Raw genomic sequence first — 19,498 nt, forward strand, 5'->3', positions numbered from 1 at the left:
CTCTGTCCTATACCTGAGGTTTTAGTCCATCCAGTTGTAGTGGAACGTTCCTTCTTTGTCCACACGTTTGAAGGTGTGAGCGCCGAAGTAATCACGCTGTGCCTGCAGCAGGTTTGCTGGCAGGTTTGCTGTGCGGTAGCTGTCGTAGTAGGCAAGCGCACTGGAGAAACCAGGAACCGGAATACCCAGGGACACCGCGGAAGCGACAACTTTACGCCATGCATCTTGATAGGTTTCGATAATATCGGTAAAGAACGGATCCAGCAGAAGGTTCTTCAGCTCAGGATTGTTCTCATATGCATCGGTGATGTTTTGCAGGAAACGGGAACGGATAATGCAGCCGCCGCGCCAAATTTTAGCGAGGTTGCCGTACTGCAGGTTCCAGCCGTACTCGTCGGAAGCGACACGAAGCTGTGCGAAGCCTTGGGCGTAAGATACGATCTTACTTGCAAACAGCGCTTTGCGCACATTTTCAATGAACTCGGCTTTGTCGCCGTCAAATGCATCCGTTTTAGGACCGTTCAGGATTTTGCTTGCTGCTACGCGCTCTTCTTTCATGGCGGACAGGAAGCGGGAGAATACGGATTCCGTAATCATGGACAATGGCACGCCCAGATCCAGCGAGCTTTGGCTTGTCCATTTGCCTGTTCCTTTTTGACCAGCCGTGTCCAGAATAACGTCAACCATCGGCTTGCCGGTTTCTTCGTCGTATTTGGAGAAAATGTCAGCTGTAATCTCGATCAGATAGCTGTCGAGTTCGCCCTGGTTCCACTCCGTAAAGATTCCATGAAGATCCTTCGCATCCAGACCCAATACGTCTTTGAGCAGTTGGTAAGCTTCGCAGATCAGCTGCATATCGCCATACTCGATACCGTTGTGAACCATTTTTACATAATGGCCGGCACCGTCTGGTCCGATATATGTACAGCATGGTTCTTCGTTAATTTTAGCCGAGATGGCTGTCAGAATAGGTTCAACCAGCTTGTATGCACTTTCTTGTCCACCCGGCATGATGGAAGGGCCTTTCAGCGCACCCTCTTCACCACCGGAAACGCCAGCACCGATAAAGTTGAAGCCTTGTTCAGCCAGTTCCTTGCTACGGCGCTGGGTATCAGGGAAATAAGCGTTACCGCCGTCGATAATAATATCACCTTGATCCAAATGTGGAATCAGCTGTTCAATGGTAGCGTCAGTAGCTTGTCCCGCTTGAACCATGATCAGGATTTTACGAGGAGTTTCAAGGGAATCCACGAATTCTTCAATCGAAAAAGTCCCCTTCACTTGCTTGCCTTCGGTTTCCTTCAGCATATCTTCCGTTTTTTGCGGAGAGCGGTTATATACGGAAACGGTGAAGCCTTTGCTTTCGATGTTCAGGGCCAGGTTTTTACCCATTACAGCAAGGCCAATGACACCGATTTGTTGTTTTGACATCTGGTTCTCCATCCTTTGCTCCAATATATTTTTAAACAACCCATCCCTATCCGAGATGATTTGCAATAATCTTATATTAACGTTTTTCATTTGACAAGTGAACCCCTGTCACAAAATCAGAACACGCGCGAAAACACCCCTATTTTGTTTCGGAGTGTTGTTCGTGCTTTAAACTTGTATCTGCGAGTGAAGTCAGGTTTACCACTCCAACCTCATCAGCTCTAAGGAAAGCTCAAGTAATCTTTGCTTGCACGCCTCGACTTTATCCCGGTTCCCCTCTAGCAGCGCTTCATGAAGCTTTTCAAGCTCATCGTCCGTTTCCAGTCTGGACAACAGCAGCCGCTGTTCCCCCACATCCGACTCGAACAACCGCAGCATTTCCTGCTCCGTCATCGGCGTCCCCTTCTGGAATAAAACCCGCTGGCGGTAGCCGGATATTTCCACGAGCCTTATGACCTCACCGAACAAAATATTCTCAATCAATATTTGCCGGTCCTTGAAACGTTTGACGACAGCGTGGCCACGGGTATTCTCGATTAATTTTTCCATCCATTCAGCCAGCTTGGGATCGCGAATCATATAATCACCTACCAGCTTAAATCCGCTGCCCGTGCGTTGAAACCGCAGCTTTACCAGCTTGCGCCCTGTCCGGATTGAAATGACAAACTGCGTATCATTCTCGCTCCAATAAAGCGAATATCCTTCTTGGATCAATTCCTTGATTAGGTCCTGGATATGCCGGCGATCAAACCGGAGCTCCAGGTTGCAATACTCCACTTCCTCGCTCTTATTCACGGCACTCCCTCCTCCGGTTTACTACCGATCACTAGACGACGGTGAAGATTCCCCAATGGCTGCTTTTGACGTTGTCTTATCTATATCTTATACTCCATCTTATGTAACGGTAACTTGGTTTATTGACTATTTTTAACCCACATGAAAATCCGGTGAAGCTTTCGTGGGCGATGCGTGACGTCCATTGGCCTTATGGTATAATAAGTTATTCAAAAGCCGAGTTTAGGTTCTATCTAAATCAACAACAGGGAGGCCATCACATCCATGACGGTTACCGGATTCACAGATAAAGATTTCGAAGTATTCTCCGTTCCCGGGCTTGAAGCCCGTATGGAGGTTCTCATTGAACGGGTAAGACCCAAGCTGGAGACGCTGGGTGCCGAGATAGCGCCTTATGTATCCGCTTTGGCCGGTGAAGAGATGTTTGTGCACGTGGCCAAGCATGCAAGACGCACCGTCAACCCTCCCATCGACACCTGGGTCGCTTGGGCTGCCAGCAAGCGGGGTTACAAAGCTCTGCCCCATTTTCAGGTGGGCATGTTCGGCACACATCTGTTTATTATCTTCGCGGTCATATACGAGAGCCCGAACAAAACCGTGTTTGCAAGCAATTTGGAAGCCAAACTGAAGAAAACAGCGAAGGCACTCCCTAAAAACTTCTATTGGTCCACGGATCATATGAACCCGGCTGGCACGCCTCATCAGGATATGAATGAACAGGAGTTCGCCTCACTGATTCATAAGCTGAAGCAGGTGAAAAAATCCGAGGTCTTATGCGGTCTGCAGATTCCACGCGAGGAAGCCGTCAAGCTGGACGGGGACGAGCTGGTTAAGAAGGTGCAGGAGACGTTTGAGACGCTGCTGCCGCTTTATAAATTGGCATTTTAAGCGAGAATGCAATCAAAAGGGGAAAGGGCTGCCTGAGCGGCTCTTTTTTTATGGGTGATATTTTAATGAAGGAAAGATGAAGATCTCAAGTTTCCTCCTTAATATGTCTAAAGTTTGAAGGGTTCGTGTACAAAGCAAGAAAAGCCGTACATTCTCCTTGCATTCCCCCCCTATTTTGCTATACTCAATTTTGTTTATATAATAACCGTATTCAACAAATCATATGAAAATACAGACAAGGAAAGGTTGTGACAACGTCCATGGACCACAGTCGTACACCGCTCTTCACCGCACTTAAGGAACACGCGGCCAAAAACCCCGTGCAATTTCACATTCCGGGACATAAGAAGGGCCTCGGCACCGATGCCGAATTTAGGGAATTTATAGGGGATAATGCCTTTTCTATAGATTTGATCAATATTGCGCCGCTTGACGACTTGCATCAGCCTACAGGCGTAATCGAGGAAGCCCAGAAGCTGGCTGCTGACGCATTTGGTGCTGATCATACCTATTTTAGTGTACAAGGGACAAGCGGAGCGATCATGACCATGATCATGTCGGTCTGCTCGCCTGGGGACAAAATCATCGTACCGCGGAATGTTCATAAGTCCGTGCTTTCCGCCATCATTTTTACCGGCGCCAAGCCCGTATTCGTATCGCCTGCCCAGGATCATAATGTAGGGATTGACCACGGGATCACCATCAGCTCGGTTCGGAAAGCGTTAAAACGTCACCCTGACGTAAAAGCTGTATTGGTCATCAACCCGACCTATTTTGGCGTAAGCGCAGATCTGAAAGAAATCGTCGATTTGGCGCACAGCTATAACGTGCCTGTTCTGGTGGATGAGGCGCATGGGGTATTGATTCACTTTCATGAGGAGCTTCCGATGTCGGCTATGGAAGCAGGCGCGGACATGGCAGCGACCAGCGTTCACAAGCTCGGCGGTTCGATGACCCAAAGTTCCGTGCTGAACGTGAATACCAAGAACGGTTACATTAACCCTTACCGCGTACAGACCATCATCAGTATGCTGACAACAACGTCAACTTCCTATATTTTGCTGGCATCGCTGGATACTTCGCGCCGGAGCCTGGCTCTTCATGGCCGTGAGATGGCTGCAAAAACGATTGAGCTGGCACAATATGCACGTGATGAGGTCAATAAGATCGAAGGCTTGTACAGCTTTGGTGAAGAAATTTTAGGCGGTGAAGCAACGTACTCCTTTGATCCAACCAAGCTGACGATCCATGTCCGCCATCTCGGCATTACGGGGTATGAAACCGAGAACTGGCTTCGAGATCACTACAATATTGAAGTAGAGCTCAGCGATATGTACAATATTCTGTGCCTCATTACACCAGGAGACAACCAGGAAACGATCGACATTTTGCTGACGGCGCTCCGTGAGCTTTCGGACGTATACATGCATGTGAATGAAATTAACGAACTGATTGTAAAAACGCCGGAAATTCCGCAATTGTCGCTTATCCCTCGCGATGCTTTCTACGGGGATACCGAGGTTGTTCCTTTCAAGGAATCAGCAGGACGCATTATTGCTGAATTTATTTATGTCTATCCGCCAGGAATTCCGATTCTGCTTCCGGGTGAAGTTATTTCCCAGGAAAACATTGATTACATCATTGATCATGTCGATGTAGGACTTCCGGTTAAAGGTCCTGAGGACCGCAGCATCCAAAATGTGAAGGTCATCGTGGAAACCAATCCGATCTTCTAAATACCTGTACACACAAAAAATCCCGATGCGAGAGGTTCGCACCGGGATTTTCAGTTAAGGCGTACTATTCCTGGTTTGCAGCAGCGACCAGTTCGTTATAAACCGCCTCTACTTCATTCCATTCCTCTTCGTCCTCAATATTGTAAAGAACCATTTCCTCGTTCTCTTCTTCCATACGTAGAATGACGCCGTCCGCTTCCGGATTTTCGCGTTCAAGCAAAAGCGCGTAAAGCTTCTCGCCGACATCAAATGTCTCAACAAGAACCATCTCTACTTCTTTTCCTTCTTCATCCGTCAATGTCAGCACAAACTCTTCATGCTCATGGTCGTGGTCATGACCGCAAGCATCTCCGTGTTCATGTTTGTGTTCACTCATTGAAAAAACCTCACTTCGGTTAAATTATCATACTTTCGTATCGTATCATGGATAGCTTCTTCAGGTCAATTTCCCCAAGGGACGCTCTCATTAGTTAAGTGCAGTGATCACTTTCTCCGCAACTTTCACAAATCCGGTATCCGATTTGACCTTTACATAGAAGCCAACGGAATACTTGCCGGTTGTTTTAAAATCGTACGTAAAATCATAGGTTCTGAACCAGAAGTTATCCTTGCGGTCCTTCACTTCCTGGGACTGGATATCTTTTATATTACCCGAAGGATCCTCGATGGCGACTTTCACTGCATGGATGTCATTGTTCAAGCTGTCTACCTGACTGAATACATTGAACTTCAACTTGCCTTTGTTCACGTTGCCGAATACAGTATCTCCTTTAAACAGAAAAATATGCACATTCGGCTTGATGACTTGAACTTGTCCATTGGAAGAATTCCAATCCACCGCACCGTCAAATTCCCTCACCGGCACATAGGTTTTGCCATCAATTAAATACCCGCCATCTTTTAATTCACGTCCGTTCATCCATACACGAACCCGTTCATTGACGGAATCTGCAAATAAAAGGGTGCTGCTACCCATTAAAGAAAGCACGAGCATACATGCCATCACTTTTTTCCACTTCATTTTATCATTTCCCTCCATTGGCTCATCATGTTGTTATATGTGTATACTACATGTCAAAAAACAAGTTGCGGACAATTTTGCACTTTGTGGTAAAATTTTTTCCTCATGCCTTTCGGCGTGTGCCTATCCTGATTTTCACTGCAACATCGGGGTGTTTCTATCATAAACTCGGTGTAAATCTACATATAATTCGTTAAAATATACATTAGCTTACTGGACTAACATCATTTCATCAGGAGGTTTCATCCATTGACACTGAAATTGCAAATGCTTGGCACCGGCAGTGCGTTTGCCAAGAACTACTACAACAACAATGCACTGTTCCACGACGGGGATTTCACGCTGCTCATTGATTGCGGTATTACGGCTCCTATGGCACTCCATCAATTAGATCTGACGTTCGATGATTTGGATGCTCTGCTCATCACGCATATCCATGCTGACCATGTTGGCGGTATGGAGGAGCTCGCTTTTATTATGAAAATGAAATACAATCGCAAAATCCCGCTCTACATCGCTGAAGCGCTGGTCGAACCGATATGGGAGCATTCTCTCAAGGGCGGATTATACCAGCAAGGACATATCTCCTCCCTGGAGGATGTATTTGACGTTCGTCCCCTGAAACCTGGGGTGAAAGCCGATATCTCTTCGGGAATCTCGGTAGAGCTGATTCATACGCAGCATATTCCAGGGAAGGATAGCTATTCCCTCTATTTGAATGACCGGATTTTTTACAGCGCGGATATGGTGTTTGATCCTGCATTGCTCCACAAGCTGGTGAACGAGCGGGATTGTGAATTTATTCTGCATGAATGCCAGCTGCAGGGTCCGGGCGAGGTTCATACTACCCTTGACGAACTGCTAAGTCTTCCTGAAGAGATTCAGGAGCGTACCTATCTCATGCATTACAGCGATGACGTTGAAGCGTTCATTGGCAAGACCGGCACCATGGAATTTGTAGAGCAGCAGCGGGTATACGAATTGTAGATCAATATATATCATGCATAGATTGTAAGGCTTCCCGGGAATACTAAACTCGGGAGGCGATATGATATGGACAATGGTCAACAAGAAGTCGTAGGCGTACGCAAAAATGGCGACGGCGACATCATCGAACTTAAGCTGGATAACGGAACTGTCGTTGACTACAAAACAGCTCAACACATGGTCAAAAATAAAGAGATCAAGAACCTGAACGTCTTCCGTGGACGTGACGGCGACGAACACCTTCGTTCCAATGCGGATGGCGATCCCAGCAACAACCTGGACAATCTGCCGACGTTTTAATCAACAAAAAAAAAGACCTCGAGTTCAACTCGGGGTCTTTTTTTTTCTATATAACCAATTTGGATGTTCGGCATTTTCGTATAATTAAACCGAAACCGTCTACAGTTCCTTTTTCATACGGACATGGGGAATGCCGGCATCATCAAACGGCTCGTCCGATATCGTCTCATAACCCAGCTTGCGGTAAAATGGCTCTGCCTGCACTTGAGCATCCAGGATGGAATACTGCAGCTTCAATTCACGCGCCTGCGTTTCCAGCGCCATCATCAGTACCCGGCCAATCCCTTTGGAACGAAAAGGCTTGCGAACCGCAATGCGCTGCATTTTGGCGGAATCTTTATTGTAATACGTGATGCGGCCCGTTGCCGCAAACTGCCCTTCGGACTTGATCAGCACATGATGCGCATCCGATTCCAGGTTGTCGTAGTCATCGATCTCCAAGTCAATGGGCACCTTCTGCTCCAGCACGAACACGTCCTTGCGAATATCCAGCGCCTGCTGCAATTGCTCTTCGGTTGATACATTTATGATTTCTGCTGCCATTTCAACACCTCTTTTATGTAGAATCAATTTCTTGTGATTTCTGCAGGTCGAGATATTATACAAAATATTCGTTTTCCTGTATAGTAGAAGCTACTGTCTTCTTGAAAGGAGCGTTGCCTCTATGGGCATGGGAGCTACGATATTTTGGGCGATTATCATAGCCGTCCTGATCATCTACCCCGTCTTTTGGGCGATTAAAAAAGGGTATTCCCGCAAATGGGATGAGGAATAGCATCGGCCGTTATACGACAAACCGCCAGCCTGCCAGCCGGCGGTTTGCTCTGCTCGTTGATCGAGCAAGAGTACGGACCGTTCGCGGAATTCGATCCAGCACGGGTCGTCCTTACAGCTTGTTACGGATTCAGATCGTGTAACGTATCCTCCGAATCCATCGGGGATACCGGCTCCAGTGACCCACTTCCCGGTTTGGAGTATACATCCTGCTCAACAGAACGGCTGTAAACATCAAGCAGCACAGGTGCTGCCGGAGCATGCAGCGGCTCAAGCTGCACCGACGTTCTCTCCGGGATACTGCACCCGCTCCCGAGAGTAGATATTACGATGAATGAAAGAAGCAGCCCTGCTTGTTTGAAACGATGGGATTTCCGACCTCTCATGCCATTCACGCTCCTCTAATGGAAAAATCATGCTCTATGTAGTGTGAACCGGAACATGATTTTTTATAACGAGAAAACCATTGACAGCCATAATGTCTGCTGGTAATATATGAATTACCTTTTTAAATATTTCATGATCTGTTAGCTCAGCTGGGAGAGCACTATCTTGACAGGGTAGGGGTCAGTGGTTCGAGCCCACTACAGATCATAACCGAGAGTCCTTACACTGTAAGGACTTTTTTCTTTTTATCATCTTCCTCCCATTAGGCAAAAGTATCAATTGGTGCCCTTTATTCAAGTAAAGTGTATTTAATCATTTTTTGGTGCCGCGAATAACTACAACAATACTCCCCCTTATCGATGGGTCACGCCCTCTAACCAATCGATAAATGATTTCTTCGGTACCAACATTTTGCGACCTACACGTACATGATGAAATCGATTTTCTTTGATCAAATTGTAGGTCTGATTAATTCCAATATCAAGAACCTTTTGAATATCAGCAGGCGTTAAAATCTCGGGGGATCCCTCCAAGGATCATCGCTTACCTGTGTTAATTTGAAATTACTCACTTGTGACTTATGAACCTCTTCTCTCCACTCCATTCGCTTGATATCATCTAATATCATTTCAATCTCCCGGTTAACATACTGCTGCAGATCGGTTAGTCTTCTCTCTAGGTATTTAATCATCCTATCATTCTTCTTCGATTATATCGAAGCGAAAGGGAAAGTAACTTTTAAAATCAAAATCTGGAGCTAGATCGTGGTCGTCCACACCCGCAGTCCATTTGAGAACCCAGAAGGACCCGGACTTCCTTTATTCAGAAGTCGTCGCATGCTATTAAATCAACAGTACATGTAAAAAATGAATCACAGTACCGATATATTTTGCAGGCTAGGTGAAATGGTTTGTTTTAAAGGAGAGGATGTGGAACTAATGGCTGGATGTAGAAAGTTTTATGAGAGCTAAGTCTCCGAGTTGGAACTTTCCTGAGAATGAAGAACTGTATGATGTTATGGAGGGTTCTATGGGCTGATCGAGATCATAGCTGTTAAACCGTGAAAATTAAACACCAGTAGCTGACCTACACAATACAATTGCAGAGATCTTGGTTAAAGAAGCGAAAAAGAAAGCTGCTCAGGATAATAAGGGACTGGGGACTGCCCCCCGTTTATGAGACAGGGATCAAAACACCTTTCAAGTTAAGCAGCCAGTCGTCGGTAATCCACCGGCGACGGGTTATTTAATTTCGTCTGAATACGAATTGAGTTATAGTAGTAAATGTAGTCTCGAACGGTCTGTTCAACGATGGCCGTCGTTGCAGGTTAATCCTTCGAGATAGAACGTTTCAGACTTTAGCGTGGAATGAAACGATTCGGTAGAGGCATTATCAGCGGGCGTACCCTTACGGGACATGCTCATGGTAATGCCTTTTCCTTTCACCGCCTCTTGATATGCTTGTGACGTATAGACGCTGCCTTGATCGCTGTGGAGCATGGAATCTTTTGTGAGAGGCAGCTGATTCAGCGTATCTAAAACAAATGCTGTGTCTTGTTTGTCTGCTATACTGTACGCCACGATCTCCCCGTTAAACAAGTCCAAAATGCTCGACAGATACAACGTTTTTCCTCCAAACGGCAAGTAAGTGATACCCGTTACGAGTTTTTGCATCGGCGCATTGGCCTCAAATTGACGTTTTAACTGATGTTCCGCTATATGTGTCGGCTGTCCTGTTGGCTTGCGTTTCTTAGTCCTGACTCGACACTATAATCCCTCAACGTTGCATAATTCGCTGTACTCGTTTGTGATTGATGGATTGCCCTTTCGAAGCAGCGCAGTAATCTTTCGAGGAATTTATGCCGGGTGCAAAATTAACGAATCTCCTCGGTAAGTAGATCTTCTCGTTTTGTAATAAGGGGTCCTTTCCAGCGATAGTATGACGAACGAGCAATCCCTAATAGTTCCCATGCTAGTTTACTGACAGCTCTCCTCGAACAGATTCCATCCAGGCTACTACGGCCTCTGGTGACACCTCCTCTCCAACTCCTTGTACTTTTTTAGTAACTCCAGCTGTTGTTTCAGATACCGATTATCTGCCTTTGCTTACCGACAGGCTGCTCAAGCCGATGAAGTTCCCCATTAAGATACCACGACATCCAAACTTTAAAGTTGAGTGACATTCCTGATCTCTAGCTTGTCCATGACCTCCTTCGTCGGGATACCTGGTAACCTCATTTTAATTGCCTCATTTTCACTTCTACGGGGTAGCTAACTCGTGTTGCCAACGTAAAAACACCTCCAAGTTGTCTTCCACATCTTAACAACATGGTTTCTTTCACTTGAAGGTATTTTAATTTGTCTCATATTACGGGGTCAGCCCCGAGGGGCAATTATTGGACCGTTCCAGTTCAAAAGTTTCAATAAAAGCTAAAGGCAAATTCAGCATGACAAGAGCGACGGAAAGGAATTTTTATGAAGGATAATTCTCTGTGAAGATTTTTCTATCCTATCGTTGAATTATGGCTCTTAAGGATATTTAACCACGTTGGAGGATTATATATGGATTTTGATATGGGTGGATTTATAGGCGGCGTATTAGGCGTATTTGGAGTGTACGGCATCGCTGTTTACCAAATACGTAAGCAACGACAGGCGGAAAAACCGGCTAAAGATCGCAAGCTTACGGTCTGGCAACAATTCTGAGCCAAAAACTAAATTCAGCCTGGGGCTATTTTACAACAGAGAATTTTGAATAGGGAGAACTTTTTAGAAATATAGATCAAATGAATCATCAATTACAGAAGCATCTGCCTGAGGCAATCGAGACAAAACAAGAAACTTGTTTCAATAATAACTAATATTATTGACGGGTTGTCTGCGATTAGTGAGAAGTATTCAAAGGAAAATCGAAATCACGATAATTTCATGGCTTATGAAACTGAACTTCTTACTTATACAGAATTTATGCGCAATAAGTGTCACGAGTTAATTGAGGAAATAAAAAAACGTAATCAATAAGACTTTTAACCGAAATAGCAGCTGAAGGAGCGGAATTCTGAATCCGGGTCCTTCCAGCACTCAGAAAACAAAGAAATGTAAAGTAGGGTTGATTTCATTTGCGAAAGAAGATGTAAATAAGCTGGACCAATGTAAATAGATTGATTTCTTATCACGCGAATCACCTCTTCCTTAGAACTTTATGGAAAAGAAAAAGCACCCTAAGTGGGTGCTTGCTCTTCGATACGAATCAATATTCATTTTCATCAAGGAATAGCACTGTAATAAGTAAAGCTAAATTCGTACGATTCAGTATTTACAAATTCATGAGCTTTCACTCGCAAGAATAACGTAGCTCCTTCAGGAACATACAGGTTCTGAAAAAATGATGGATAACCAGTATTACCTTTGTTGGTAAGGCCTCCAGTTATCAGATTCGTTTCTCTTGTTTCGTTATATTTAACAATCGCCCCCAATTCCAAGATATTATCAGCGTACCCACGAGGCCAAACAGCACCGAAAACGAATCGATCTTGTCCTGTATTATTGGTCCATTTGAACCAATCCTCATCTTCACCGCTTTGTAAGAAAAGATTAAAGTTGTTTTGTTGTTGTAAAAGATCGATAGCTAGTTCTCTAGAGTCACCAACCCCTATCACAAATGGGGCCACTTCACTTGTTGTCGCATTGTCAGCAAAGGCTGCTTGCGAAAACGAAAAAACACTGGTTGAAATCAAGAGTACCGTCAACATTTTTTTCAATTTCATGTTACTCCTCCTCTTAAAATCTATGTATTTCGATCAACAACATCATAACATTTGGAAAATTTAATATATATAGGGGTAAAGTATCACATTTTTACGAAATAGATATTATCTTGATGTCTAATAGAGGCGCATTTTGTCAGGTGTTCCTTTATTGGTTTTTCTTTACTTCGCAATAATAAGCGTATATCCACAGGTATTACGAAATATAATGTTACCATTGCAGTTGAAAGGATCATTAAGGCTTATTCTGTCTGGTAAGTATTTTGTTAACAAGGACAATTCCTAATATCTCCGTGATAGCAATTACTCCAAAATACCATAATCCTGATAGCACGGATCGCTCGTCATTACCGATGTTAAATATCCCATTTTCCCCCTCCAAAATGCATGATTCGACATTTTTGCATCACTTCACCAGCATTAAGAGATGATTCAGCTCGACGAGGAAGTTACTGTAAGACTCGTAGCATAAACAAGGTTGCTAATGTTTTTTTGATATTCATACTTAATCCACCTCTCTGACCCATGTATTCCCTCAAAAAAATATTAAATTTGGTAAAATTAATATATATAGGATGAATGCATTTTATCTTTACAAAATTCTTATTATTCTGATGTCAAATAAAGGTGTAATTTGTAAAAACAAGCTATATGTTAAATTTGAGTTTAAAAGTTATATTATTTTCTGGAAATTAGAAACTTTTTCAATTAACTTGGAGGTTTTTTCAATGTATGGTATGTATATATTGTTTATTATCTTGATTATTGTTGGAGTTACTCCAACCTTTTATAGACTCTACAAACGAATAAATCTATTAGAAGGCATTAGAAAACTTGAACATGTGGATTAGTATCTAAATGTAGAAATCAACCTCTCCACAAGGAATAGCGTATAAGCCCAAAATGGATGGGAGGAACACGAGATGAATCTGCTTATCATTGCAGGAATTGTTTGTCTCTTGGTTACAGGACTCTTATCTGGAGCATTCACTACAGGAGACCAGCAGAGAGGTAATTTCTATGCTGAATCGAAGGTGAACCGGACTTCTAAAAGGAAAGCAGCCAATTGGTTCTTTTTAGCCGGTGTTTTACTGCTTGCAGTTGGTGGCGCGGTGCATCTTCTGTTACGTTAATACTTTACTTTTAGGAGGGACTTCATGAGTGATTTTGTTAGCAACGAAGATCATGGAATAGAAGTTAAGAGGGTTCAATATGTGCTGATCTCCCTGCTCTCTATTTGTACATTGAGAAGGGTCCCCGCAATCGAAACATTCAGGAACGAAATATATGTTCATTTAATGAAATTGAAAATCTCAGATTAACCTATCTCTATCTCTATCTATCCAACTCCAGCAGATGATTTTGACGCTGCAGCAGTTTTGGGCATGGGGAGAGCAGAATTGCATCATCCCAACAATGGTTACGGGTGCCTCGCCTATCGAATTTCAATGAGCTGTCCAGAATACGGCACCTCTCTCCATTCCGTTATAGTCAGTAACTCCTCTTCTAGAACAATTAGGCTTTGCATATCCCGCCAGACATTAAACCTAATGTAACCTTGCCGCTCTAATGATTCGATACCTTCCAAAATTTCAACCGCCTTCCGGCCGGTAAGATATTTGAGCAGCCTCAAGGTTGGGACACGGCTGCGATGAGCCTGATAGGTAATCAATATTTTGAGCAGCTTGACCTCCAGATCATGAAGCATGCGAACCCCTTCCTTTCTCATGTCTCCAGGACAGAATGTTGTTTACATTAAATACACGAGGTTGACCTGTTTCCAGGCATGTTGCCCTAATGCGCGAATCCCGAACACTATGGATCTGTATTTTACGCTGGGTGATCTTACCCTTCTGATCCTCGTAAATGATTTCGATGGTTTGTTCCAGGTATTTTTCAAACATCATGCCACCGCCTCTAACAAGAACATTTGTTTGTATTATATGCGAACATTCGTTCTTTATCAATAACAATTTTACCCTGATTATCTTGCAGATAAAATCCACAAATTTGCCGCTGCCTATAGCTCCTTATCCATACTTATACAGCCGCTTTATTGTTTCCTCCCCATCTTACACGCAAAAAGAAATCCGGCACCTAGACGGCACCGGATTTCATCATCATTCATGCAGCTTATCTTAAATTGGAGTCCCTCAGTCCCCTTACTGCACATATCAACACAGCAATTATTTCAGAAGTTCTTCCGGTGTCTCTCCACTGTACACAAATACGGGACTTGCGGTATTAACTACGAATACGGCTACCATCGTCAGAGCAGATGCGATAAATGAAAACAACTGATGCCTAACCTTGCTGATCCATAACATGAGCTTGTCCTCCTTTCCAGTGTACTAAACTGAGCGCCTGGATAAAAAATATGACAGCCAATGTGGGGGACTGAAGTCCAAAATTAAGCATAACGATAAAACAGCTAATCAAGCGAAGTTTATAATAATGTTCCCTCGGTATTCGTGACTGCTTCTCGATTCGGCTGGGAGCAAACATCATAACCAGCAGCAGACTGAGAACGTTCATGACCAGCACCGTGACATGATTGACGTCCACGAAAGATACCAGGGTAAAAAGAACCGTCGTGAAAGCGATGCAACCGGCTCCCGTCTTAAGGTGGAAGCCTCCAGAGAATTGCCTCAGCACCGCAAAACCTATCATACTTATAAGGGCCTGCTTCGCATTACCGGTGAAAGCAGAAATGAGCAGCGTGAAGATCACCGTGAGCATCACGTTCAATAGAATAGCAGCGGCGTGCTGTAAAACAGAAATAGAAGAATTATGATCAGGTATCTGTCGTTTTATCACTTCCGCTATCCGCTTTGACAATCCTTCTATGATCATAAGAACCCCGCTCCTCTGTATTGATGGCATAATACAAGAAGATTCCAAACGTTATCCCAAAGAAAAGAAGATGCAGCCATAAACGATTGAGGTAAAACAGAATTGCCATCAACATCAAAACAACGATGATTAACGCAATCAACAGGATATGTTCAGATTTAATGCGCAGTTTCTCAAGATCGTATTTAAACCCTATCCGAAACTTATACATGACCCAAGAAATTAATAATCCAGTCGCGCCCGACAATAATTGAAGGATATAACCATTGGCAGGATTGGTCTGAAGTGTGTCAATAGAACCGAAGAAAACGGATAAATAGGCACTCTGAATCAAAGCATACAGCATGTACCCGATGATGGTACAAATAGCCGACCAGATAACAGGAATCTTGATAATGGCTGAGAACAAGAAAACAAAAATCAGAACGGTAATGAGAGGAGCCAGAAAGTCCAGTTGAAGTTCATTTCGCATGATGAAACTTTGTAAGTTGGCAAGGATCATGATCACCAGCGCCTGCCATATGTACTCTTTGGTTTTAAATCTAAGCAATGTCATAATCAGTGAATAAATCGCCAGTGTTTCAAAGGTTGAAAACAACATAAACCAAATGGCTTGCATTCAAAGATTTCCTCCCTATGCCATAAGAAATGGGTTTGATGTGTACTACGCCGCTTCCCGATCTACCCTGATTGCATTGGAAAGTCATAACGCCTCGATCAGATGGTATTCCGACAGTCCATTAGCTTATGGAATCAATCGAGTCATCCTAAAAGAATGCATGTTCTTGGAGTCATCAGAAGGCGGCTGCCACTTCTTATATGTCTGGAAACTCTGTTGGAAAATACAAACAACATCAAACGGTGTTACAGCTCTGGATCAGGTTTAAGAAGTCTTAAACGCAATCGATTCAAAACGCTAAACACCCTGGGCATCAAAGCACAGCAACGTTAAATTATATCCAGAAAACTAAAACCAAGCCTTAGTTATCAAGTATCCACGACCCTATGAACATGACTAATCCAGAATAACTCTGGTCATTCTATTGCGATCCTGACATCATCATCTAAGTCGATTATATAAGGCCTAATAGGCATAACAACAGGTAATTAAATACAAATGTGGGGGAATCCATGATGGATTAATGAAGTGTGATGAGAAAGAAGGGAGTTAATTAGTTATATCTATTATTATATACGAACTTTTGTTCCTGTTCAATTGCTTTGGAGCACTTTAAACCATTTATCTCTGACATCTACCTCCCACGATAAAAAAGGATGTCCCAACATCTTCCAAGATGTTGGGACATCCTTTCTATGTGAGTAGCACAGGTATCGCTTACGGATGATACCCTACCAGATTGGATATATCAGCTGCCGCCTGTAATACTTCCTGAATCCAATCCTCTTTATGCTGATCGATACGATCGCTTGGACCAACCAGACTGATTGAAGCATTCACCTGACCCTCGCTGTCGTATATAGGTGCTGCTATACCTGTTACTCCGACATTCCTCATATTCGAGCTGATCTCATATCCTTGATCCTCAATGCGGCTGATTCGCTCGCGCAGTTCCTTCACACTCTTCATCGAGTGCTCCGTAAATGCAGCCAGCGGCTCGATCATAATCTGCTCCTTCACTCCTTCAGGACTGAATGCCAGTATGACCCGCGAAGCACTCGTGGCATACAAGGGAAACCGGCGGTATGCATCAATAATAAATCGTATGGGCAGCGGAGAATCGATTTTGTCCATATAGATCGCTTCGTTCCCTTCACGCACACATAGACAAACCGATTCTTTGGTTAGCTTGGCAATACGCTCCAGATAAGGCCTTGCAACGCTGACCCAATCATTGTTCCGTTTAACCCGGTTTCCGAGCTCCAGACATGTATACCCAAGCGAATACTGTCGTGTCAGCCTATTCTGCTTAATGAACCCTTCACTCTCTAAGGTCGCCAGCATTTTATGTACGGCCCCCTTGGACCATTGCAGCTCCTTGCTAAGCTCGGTAATCCCCCACTCCTTCTGATCGCGGAGAAATAACTTCAGCAATTTGCAGCTTTTTTGTACGGATGTCAACAACTGATCCATCTTTAGCCTCCTATCAGCCACTTCCGTTTAATATGAGATCGTTTTTGACGCGCTGAATATATGTCAATCATGTTCGAAACAGTCTATCAAAAAAACTTGGTTTCATGTGAGATATTTCATTGTAAACACGATTGAATATACCATGTTGCTATGTTAAAATCAAAAACAATATTTCACTATTATAAAACATCGTTCTCTAATAGTGAACAAATAATAAGGGGGAATCATTGTGAAAAAAGGTCGCCTTGCTTCTATCATTCTCGCTTTAACACTCTCCACCTCGCTGTTATCCGCATGCGGAGGCGCAAAAACGGCTTCAAACGGCGGTGCCGAGTCAGCGGAAGGTTCCACCATCTCCGGTGAACTGGTTTTTGCCGGCAACGGTGCAACGGTAGAATCCCTGTTCAAAGATGAAATCTTCAAGAAATTCAATGAAAAATACCCGGATGTCAAACTAACCTACGTGGCCGGCGTCGCGACGGACATTGTTGCCAAGGTGAAAGCTCAGCAGGGTTCCTCCCAAATTGATATTGCATTTATTGAGGGCAGCGAACAAGAAGCAGGTCGCGTTGAAGGACTCTGGGAAGCCTTGAATGCGGACGAAATTCCGAATATGTCCAAAATCGATGACCGCTTCAGAGTCTCAGAGAACAGCGGCGTGACCATCAATTACACCCCGATGGGGATCTCTTACAATGCCAAGCTGATTCAGAGTAAGAACCTCCCCGTTCCAGCATCATGGAACGATCTGACTCTCCCCGAAATGAAAAACAATATAACGCTTACCGAAATGTCGAGTAATTTCGGCCGTTCGGCAACGATCATGCTGGCATATGCCAACGGCGGCTCGGAAGCCGATATGACGCAAGGGTTTGAACAATTGAAAACGATTGCTTCTTATATGCCGACATTCGCCAAAACAGCCGCTCAAATCCAGCAGAATCTGCAGGATGAGACAGCTGCATACACCGCCTGGACCATGGCGCGCAGCATCGTGCAGAAGGATGCGGGTGTCGACCTGGAATTTGTCATTCCTGAAGAAGGAGCAAACATCGTGCCAACCGTTGCTTCCATCGTAAAGGGAGCGAAGAATCCTGAAGCGGCTAAGGCATTTATCGATTTTATCCTGACCGATGAGATTCAAACCCTGTTTGCCACAAAGTTGTATTACAACCCGGTCATGGACGTTACGCTTCCGGACGACATCGGCAGTCTGATCAATTTTGACAAGAGCAAAATTGTGAATTTCGATTACGGTGTAATCAGCGAGAACAAGCAAGCCTGGCTGGAAACCTTCAATAAAGACATCGCTCCGCTTGTAGGCAAATAAGTTCGATACGAAGATTCAGAATCGGAGGAAACACAGATGACGAAGGAGTATGACGTTGAACTGCATCAGATCCGCAAGTGCTTCGGCAGCACCGTGGTGGTAGACGATTTTAATCTTCAGGTGGAGCGCGGGGAATGTGTCACTTTTCTCGGTCCATCCGGCTGCGGCAAGACAACAACATTGAATATGCTGGCTGGTTTTCTGGAGCCTGACGGAGGCACTCTGACGATCAAGGGCAAGCCGATGAACGGTGTTCCCTCAAATAAACGTGATCTTGGCATGGTGTTTCAAACATACTCCTTGTTTCCGCATATGACAGTTGCAGAAAACGTGGCGTATGGCTTGAAATTGCGAAAAATCCCCAAATCCGAGATTGCTGCCAGAGTGAACAAAGTGCTGGAGCTGGTCAAGCTTCCCCACCTGGCTGATCGTTATCCCAAACAGCTGTCCGGCGGCCAGCGCCAGCGCATTGCGATTGCCCGCGCCTTGGTAACCGAGCCCTCGGTACTGCTCCTTGACGAGCCGCTGAGCAACCTCGATGCCAAGCTCCGGGAAGAGCTGCGCGAAGAGATGAAACGGCTCCAGCAGGAGCTCAAAGTCACGACCATTTTTGTTACCCACGACCAGGAAGAAGCCATGTACATGTCCGATAGAATCGTTGTCCTGGATCATGGACGGGTAGAGCAGATCGGAACACCGGAAGAAATCTACCAGAGGCCGGCTTCACCCTTCGTGCACGAATTCGTAGGCAAGTCCAACCGCTTTCAGGTCAAGCTTGCCGCTACAGACGAACACCTGTGGCATTTTGCAACTAAGGAAGGGATCCTCCTGCAGGCAGACCGCCATTCGCGGCAGGAGTTAACAGGAGATGCTGCCGTGGCTTATGTCAGACCTGAGCATATTGTCATACAGGAAGTGGTGGGAGACGCTCCACCCCCCAGCATGAATACCGTGTTTGGCATCGTGAGGCTGGTTTCCTTCCTCGGTTCGATTGTTGAAGTTATCGTAGAATGCCATGGTCAATTGATCACCGTTCGAACCGGCATCGCTCCGCACCTTCACCTGGTTGAAAATAAATTCGTCCAGCTAAGCTGGGACTCCCAGCATGTGAGTGCTTTTCCAGCAAAGGAGGCATAGC

The 19,498-nt window shown here is 44.6% G+C and carries 24 protein-coding genes, 1 tRNA gene and 1 pseudogene; 10 read left to right on the forward strand and 16 right to left on the reverse strand.

Going from position 1 to position 19,498, the window contains the following annotated elements; translation table 11 throughout:
• Positions 1–21 precede the first annotated feature (21 nt).
• Both gndA and WDY75_RS21645 read right to left on the reverse strand, forming a co-directional pair.
• The gene (gene gndA / locus WDY75_RS21640) at positions 22–1,431 is read right to left on the reverse strand and encodes an NADP-dependent phosphogluconate dehydrogenase (protein WP_197477108.1); all 1,410 of its coding nucleotides are present in this window, start codon (positions 1,429–1,431) and stop codon (positions 22–24) included.
• Between the two features lie 198 nt (positions 1,432–1,629).
• Positions 1,630–2,226 carry a hypothetical protein gene (locus WDY75_RS21645; protein ID WP_063479018.1) on the reverse strand — a complete coding sequence of 199 codons (597 nt, stop codon included), beginning with the start codon at positions 2,224–2,226 and terminating at the stop codon, positions 1,630–1,632.
• A 264-nt stretch (positions 2,227–2,490) separates the two neighbouring features.
• On the opposite strand from WDY75_RS21645, the gene WDY75_RS21650 reads away from it, so the two are divergent.
• A complete protein-coding gene (locus WDY75_RS21650) occupies positions 2,491–3,114 on the forward strand; it encodes a DUF1054 domain-containing protein (RefSeq protein WP_063479017.1) in 624 nt (207 codons plus the stop codon).
• Between the two features lie 260 nt (positions 3,115–3,374).
• On the forward strand, positions 3,375–4,850 hold the full coding sequence (locus WDY75_RS21655; RefSeq protein ID WP_063479016.1) for an aminotransferase class I/II-fold pyridoxal phosphate-dependent enzyme: 1,476 nt from the start codon (positions 3,375–3,377) through the stop codon (positions 4,848–4,850).
• 64 nt (positions 4,851–4,914) lie between these two features.
• Here the strand turns inward: WDY75_RS21655 and WDY75_RS21660 are convergent, their stop codons facing one another.
• Together WDY75_RS21660 and WDY75_RS21665 are read right to left on the reverse strand one after the other, a co-directional pair.
• The gene (locus WDY75_RS21660) at positions 4,915–5,226 is read right to left on the reverse strand and encodes a DUF1292 domain-containing protein (RefSeq protein WP_006209176.1); all 312 of its coding nucleotides are present in this window, start codon (positions 5,224–5,226) and stop codon (positions 4,915–4,917) included.
• A 90-nt stretch (positions 5,227–5,316) separates the two neighbouring features.
• Complete coding sequence (locus WDY75_RS21665) at positions 5,317–5,871, reverse strand: hypothetical protein (protein WP_006209175.1); 555 nt, start codon at positions 5,869–5,871, stop codon at positions 5,317–5,319.
• Positions 5,872–6,120: 249 nt separating this feature from the next.
• Between WDY75_RS21665 and WDY75_RS21670 the strand changes: the two genes are divergently transcribed.
• Both WDY75_RS21670 and WDY75_RS21675 read left to right on the forward strand, forming a co-directional pair.
• Positions 6,121–6,858 carry an MBL fold metallo-hydrolase gene (locus tag WDY75_RS21670; protein ID WP_006209174.1) on the forward strand — a complete coding sequence of 246 codons (738 nt, stop codon included), beginning with the start codon at positions 6,121–6,123 and terminating at the stop codon, positions 6,856–6,858.
• A gap of 66 nt (positions 6,859–6,924) precedes the next feature.
• Positions 6,925–7,158 (forward strand): DUF3892 domain-containing protein, encoded by a 234-nt coding sequence (locus WDY75_RS21675; protein WP_063479015.1) that lies wholly within the window; start codon positions 6,925–6,927, stop codon positions 7,156–7,158.
• Between the two features lie 99 nt (positions 7,159–7,257).
• On the opposite strand, the gene WDY75_RS21680 is transcribed toward WDY75_RS21675, so the two are convergent.
• A complete protein-coding gene (locus WDY75_RS21680; RefSeq protein ID WP_006209172.1) occupies positions 7,258–7,701 on the reverse strand; it encodes a GNAT family N-acetyltransferase in 444 nt (147 codons plus the stop codon).
• A gap of 353 nt (positions 7,702–8,054) precedes the next feature.
• A complete protein-coding gene (locus WDY75_RS21685; RefSeq protein ID WP_036636523.1) occupies positions 8,055–8,318 on the reverse strand; it encodes a hypothetical protein in 264 nt (87 codons plus the stop codon).
• A 135-nt stretch (positions 8,319–8,453) separates the two neighbouring features.
• Between WDY75_RS21685 and WDY75_RS21690 the strand changes: the two genes are divergently transcribed.
• Positions 8,454–8,526, forward strand: a tRNA-Val gene (locus WDY75_RS21690).
• Between the two features lie 146 nt (positions 8,527–8,672).
• On the opposite strand, the gene WDY75_RS21695 is transcribed toward WDY75_RS21690, so the two are convergent.
• The 3 genes and pseudogenes from WDY75_RS21695 to WDY75_RS21705 form a co-directional block, all read right to left on the reverse strand.
• Positions 8,673–8,852 carry a helix-turn-helix domain-containing protein gene (locus tag WDY75_RS21695; RefSeq protein ID WP_082834320.1) on the reverse strand — a complete coding sequence of 60 codons (180 nt, stop codon included), beginning with the start codon at positions 8,850–8,852 and terminating at the stop codon, positions 8,673–8,675.
• Complete coding sequence (locus tag WDY75_RS21700) at positions 8,828–9,010, reverse strand: hypothetical protein (RefSeq protein ID WP_006209169.1); 183 nt, start codon at positions 9,008–9,010, stop codon at positions 8,828–8,830. The genes WDY75_RS21695 and WDY75_RS21700 overlap by 25 nt, the downstream gene beginning before the upstream one ends.
• 513 nt (positions 9,011–9,523) lie before the next feature.
• Positions 9,524–10,606, reverse strand: a pseudogene (locus tag WDY75_RS21705) (IS3 family transposase).
• Between the two features lie 274 nt (positions 10,607–10,880).
• Between WDY75_RS21705 and WDY75_RS21710 the strand changes: the two are divergent.
• Complete coding sequence (locus WDY75_RS21710; RefSeq protein WP_156515052.1) at positions 10,881–11,024, forward strand: hypothetical protein; 144 nt, start codon at positions 10,881–10,883, stop codon at positions 11,022–11,024.
• 560 nt (positions 11,025–11,584) lie between these two features.
• Here WDY75_RS21710 and WDY75_RS21715 read toward each other — a convergent pair.
• Positions 11,585–12,085 carry a hypothetical protein gene (locus tag WDY75_RS21715; protein WP_006209164.1) on the reverse strand — a complete coding sequence of 167 codons (501 nt, stop codon included), beginning with the start codon at positions 12,083–12,085 and terminating at the stop codon, positions 11,585–11,587.
• A 923-nt stretch (positions 12,086–13,008) separates the two neighbouring features.
• Here WDY75_RS21715 and WDY75_RS21720 point away from each other — a divergent pair.
• Both WDY75_RS21720 and WDY75_RS21725 read left to right on the forward strand, forming a co-directional pair.
• Positions 13,009–13,218 carry a DUF5316 family protein gene (locus WDY75_RS21720; protein ID WP_006209162.1) on the forward strand — a complete coding sequence of 70 codons (210 nt, stop codon included), beginning with the start codon at positions 13,009–13,011 and terminating at the stop codon, positions 13,216–13,218.
• 24 nt (positions 13,219–13,242) lie between these two features.
• Positions 13,243–13,407 (forward strand): hypothetical protein, encoded by a 165-nt coding sequence (locus WDY75_RS21725; protein WP_006209161.1) that lies wholly within the window; start codon positions 13,243–13,245, stop codon positions 13,405–13,407.
• 113 nt (positions 13,408–13,520) lie between these two features.
• Here WDY75_RS21725 and WDY75_RS21730 read toward each other — a convergent pair whose 3' ends face one another.
• The 6 genes from WDY75_RS21730 to WDY75_RS21755 all read right to left on the reverse strand — a co-directional run bounded on the left by WDY75_RS21730 (position 13,521) and on the right by WDY75_RS21755 (position 17,030).
• On the reverse strand, positions 13,521–13,793 hold the full coding sequence (locus WDY75_RS21730; protein WP_006209160.1) for a hypothetical protein: 273 nt from the start codon (positions 13,791–13,793) through the stop codon (positions 13,521–13,523).
• Positions 13,783–13,989, reverse strand: coding sequence for a hypothetical protein (locus WDY75_RS21735; RefSeq protein WP_006209159.1), 207 nt, complete (start codon positions 13,987–13,989; stop codon positions 13,783–13,785). Before WDY75_RS21735 ends, WDY75_RS21730 begins: the two co-directional genes overlap by 11 nt.
• Before the next feature lie 282 nt (positions 13,990–14,271).
• Positions 14,272–14,412: a cyclic lactone autoinducer peptide gene (locus WDY75_RS21740; protein WP_006209158.1), complete on the reverse strand. Its 141-nt coding sequence runs from the start codon at positions 14,410–14,412 to the stop codon at positions 14,272–14,274.
• Positions 14,390–14,902: an accessory gene regulator B family protein gene (locus WDY75_RS21745; RefSeq protein WP_338840771.1), complete on the reverse strand. Its 513-nt coding sequence runs from the start codon at positions 14,900–14,902 to the stop codon at positions 14,390–14,392. The genes WDY75_RS21740 and WDY75_RS21745 overlap by 23 nt, the downstream gene beginning before the upstream one ends.
• A complete protein-coding gene (locus tag WDY75_RS21750; protein WP_006209156.1) occupies positions 14,880–15,557 on the reverse strand; it encodes a hypothetical protein in 678 nt (225 codons plus the stop codon). The genes WDY75_RS21745 and WDY75_RS21750 overlap by 23 nt, the downstream gene beginning before the upstream one ends.
• Positions 15,558–16,274: 717 nt before the next feature.
• Positions 16,275–17,030 carry an IclR family transcriptional regulator gene (locus tag WDY75_RS21755; protein ID WP_036637990.1) on the reverse strand — a complete coding sequence of 252 codons (756 nt, stop codon included), beginning with the start codon at positions 17,028–17,030 and terminating at the stop codon, positions 16,275–16,277.
• 229 nt (positions 17,031–17,259) lie between these two features.
• On the opposite strand from WDY75_RS21755, the gene WDY75_RS21760 reads away from it, so the two are divergent.
• Together WDY75_RS21760 and WDY75_RS21765 are read left to right on the forward strand one after the other, a co-directional pair.
• Positions 17,260–18,360, forward strand: coding sequence for an extracellular solute-binding protein (locus tag WDY75_RS21760; protein WP_036637987.1), 1,101 nt, complete (start codon positions 17,260–17,262; stop codon positions 18,358–18,360).
• 36 nt (positions 18,361–18,396) lie between these two features.
• A complete protein-coding gene (locus WDY75_RS21765; RefSeq protein ID WP_063479014.1) occupies positions 18,397–19,497 on the forward strand; it encodes an ABC transporter ATP-binding protein in 1,101 nt (366 codons plus the stop codon).
• Position 19,498: the final 1 nt, after the last annotated feature.

This window comes from Paenibacillus glucanolyticus (assembly GCF_037333485.1).
GTDB lineage: Bacteria > Bacillota > Bacilli > Paenibacillales > Paenibacillaceae > Paenibacillus_AQ > Paenibacillus_AQ glucanolyticus.